This is a genomic window from Microvirga calopogonii, assembly GCF_003347665.1.
GTDB classification, from domain to species: Bacteria; Pseudomonadota; Alphaproteobacteria; order Rhizobiales; family Beijerinckiaceae; genus Microvirga; species Microvirga calopogonii.
In genome coordinates this window covers 1-2,488 of sequence record NZ_QDGA01000220.1, presented here as the reverse complement: position 1 = coordinate 2,488, position 2,488 = coordinate 1, and the positions used below count along the sequence as shown (strand labels likewise).

The following is a 2,488-nucleotide window of genomic DNA, read 5'->3' as shown; positions in this document are numbered from 1 at the left end:
TTGGGGCGATCCGCCACCGGCCCGGACAGCACCTCCTCGGCAACTGCGAGGGCGCACGCGGCTTTGACCGGAACCGGGCCCGGCGCGACGGATGTCCGCAGCGCCGCGACCCCGCCTGCCATGAAAGCACTGCGCCAGAGGCGCACCGTATCCTCGCGCACCCCGAAGGCCTCGGCGATCCGCGGGCTCGTCCAGCCCGCCAGGGTCAGCAGGATCGCCCGGGCCCGATCGGCCTCGCCGCGATCCCGCGACCGGCTGAGTTCCTCCAGTTCGCGTCGTTGTTCGCCACTCGCCACAACCGGGGACCTGCCTGTCATGATCCGCCTCCCGCATCCGTTCACGCGATGGAATCATGCGCAGCATCCGTTGGCTACCCCGCTGAAACCTGCTTAGATCCAACTGCCGAGGGGATCGACGGCTTACGCACAGGCTTGGCGTCCAAGGAAAGGGTTCTTTGACCGATCATGGCGGCATGCAATCGGGAACAAGCGCTTCTCGCTGCGTTGACTTGTGACAACCCTTACCGAAATTGCCCGCTCCAGGTCTCGGGATCTCCTCTCGAACCATCCACGGGCTAACTTGGGTTCTTGCTGACATGGCGAGTGCTAGGCCACACCTGACCGACGCCGATGACGGGTTCCGGCGCTTCCCGGGGGCCCGCGCACTGGACAAGATCGCGGGCGGGCACCCGCTGTTGCCTGTCCTCGAAGCCTTGCCGGCGGCGGTGTACACCACCGATGCCGCTGGACGGATCACCTTCTACAACCAGGCCGCCGCCGACCTGTGGGGATGTCGCCCAGAGATCGGGAAAAGTGAGTGGTGCGGCTCCTGGCGCTTGTACTGGCCGGATGGGCGGCCGATGCCGCACGATGAATGTCCCATGGCCATTGCGCTGAAAGAGGATCGGGCCATCCATGATGGCGAGGCCATCGCCGAGCGCCCCGATGGCACACGGGTTCCCTTTCTGGCCTCTCCGACCCCGTTGCACGACGCGTCCGGAGCGGTGATCGGAGCGGTCAACATGCTGGTCGACGTGACCCGGCGCAAGCGCAGTGAGGAGCACCAGAAGGTCCTCTTGGCCGAGTTGCAGCATCGCGTCCGGAACACGCTCGCGGTGATCCGCTCCATCGCACGCCGGACTGCGGAGACGAGCGCGACGGTGGAGGACTATACTATGCACTTCGACGGTCGTCTCGATACCTTTGCCCGGGTGCAGGCGGCGGTGACGCGCGATCCCACTGCGGGCGTCGATCTGGCCTCATTGGTGGCCGAGGAGTTGCTCACCTGTGCAGCTCGAGAGGGCGAGCAGTTCAAGCTGTCAGGTCCCGACCTTCGCCTTCATCCCAAGGCAGCCGAGACCTTCGGCTTGGCGATCCATGAGCTTGCGGCCAATGCGGTCAAGTATGGTGCGCTGTCGAGCGCGGAAGGCCACGTGACGGTGACTTGGGATCTGGAGGACCGGGATGGCGCTCAGCACCTGAGGGTCGAGTGGACGGAGACGGGGGTGCCGGTCATTACGAATGCGCCTCGGCGCAGCGGCTTCGGGACCGAGCTTCTGACGCAGACCGTGCCCTACCAGCTCCTGGGCACAACGACGCTGACGTTCAAACCTGGCGGGCTTCGGTGCACCATCGAGTTCCCAGCCAAGGGGGTGTTACAGTAGCAGGAGCCAGCGGGTCGGTATTGGCGCGCTTCATGCTGCAACCTTCTTTGCGCGTGCGTCCTACGTCTGGTTCGGCTGGGATCCAAAGTCGTCTGTGAAGAATCCCGATCCCATTGGAACGATTGGGATATTGGTCGTATCGCCAGCTTCGGATTTGCAGGATTGCGGGGCGACAGCGGTGGATTTCCTGCGTTTTCCGTTGCCGCTCCGGCCCGGGATCTGATTCAATCAGGAGCACTCCACCCGGCCGGAGTTGCGCCATGTCGACGCCGAAAGACGAGCGCCAGAAGGATCTGTTCCGCCCCGCCCTGGACAGCATCATTGACCTGAAGCATCCCTTGGTGCTGCTGGCCCAGCGCATCGACTGGGCCTTCCTCGAGCGCCGGCTCGGCAGCGTCTACAAGCCCGGACCCGGCCAGCCGCCCTTGCCGGTGCGGCTGATCGCCGGGCTGATGATCCTCAAGCACATGGAGAGCTTGTCCGACGAGGCGCTGTGCGCCCGCTTCCTCGACAGCCCCTACGTGCAGTTCTTCTGCGGTGAGGTCAGCTTCCGCCATGATCTGCCGCCTCATCCTGAGCTTGTCGAAGGATGACCGCTCATCCTTGACGCGCTGGCGCCAGCGATTGGGCGAGGAGCATCTCACGGCCCTGCTGCAGGAAAGCCTCGCGGTGGCGTACCAGACTGGAGCTCTGGCGACCAAGGATCTCGAGCGGGTCGCCGTCGACACCACGGTTCAGCCCAAGGCGGTGGCTTATCCCACCGATGCCCGCCTGATGCACCGGGCGCTGATCAAACTCGTGGACCTCGCCAGGAGGTGTGGCGTC

Annotated in this window: 2 protein-coding genes and 1 pseudogene; 2 read left to right on the top strand and 1 reads right to left on the bottom strand. The window is 65.0% G+C overall.

Annotated elements, in window-relative coordinates:
- Window positions 1–317 (bottom strand): helix-turn-helix domain-containing protein (locus DDF70_RS35995; RefSeq protein ID WP_162820915.1); only part of this gene is annotated, 317 nt, incomplete at its 3' end.
- A gap of 278 nt (window positions 318–595) precedes the next feature.
- On the opposite strand from DDF70_RS35995, the gene DDF70_RS35990 reads away from it, so the two are divergent.
- Window positions 596–1,663, top strand: a complete 1,068-nt coding sequence (locus DDF70_RS35990) for a sensor histidine kinase (RefSeq protein WP_114949210.1) — start codon at window positions 596–598, stop codon at window positions 1,661–1,663.
- 260 nt (window positions 1,664–1,923) lie between these two features.
- Window positions 1,924–2,488, top strand: a pseudogene (locus DDF70_RS35985) (transposase); the annotation flags it as partial.

Excerpts from the sequence above, each read along its gene's own strand:
- DDF70_RS35990 (WP_114949210.1), top strand. The coding sequence starts at position 596 with ATGGCGAGTGCTAGGCCACACCTGACCGACGCCGATGACGGGTTCCGG.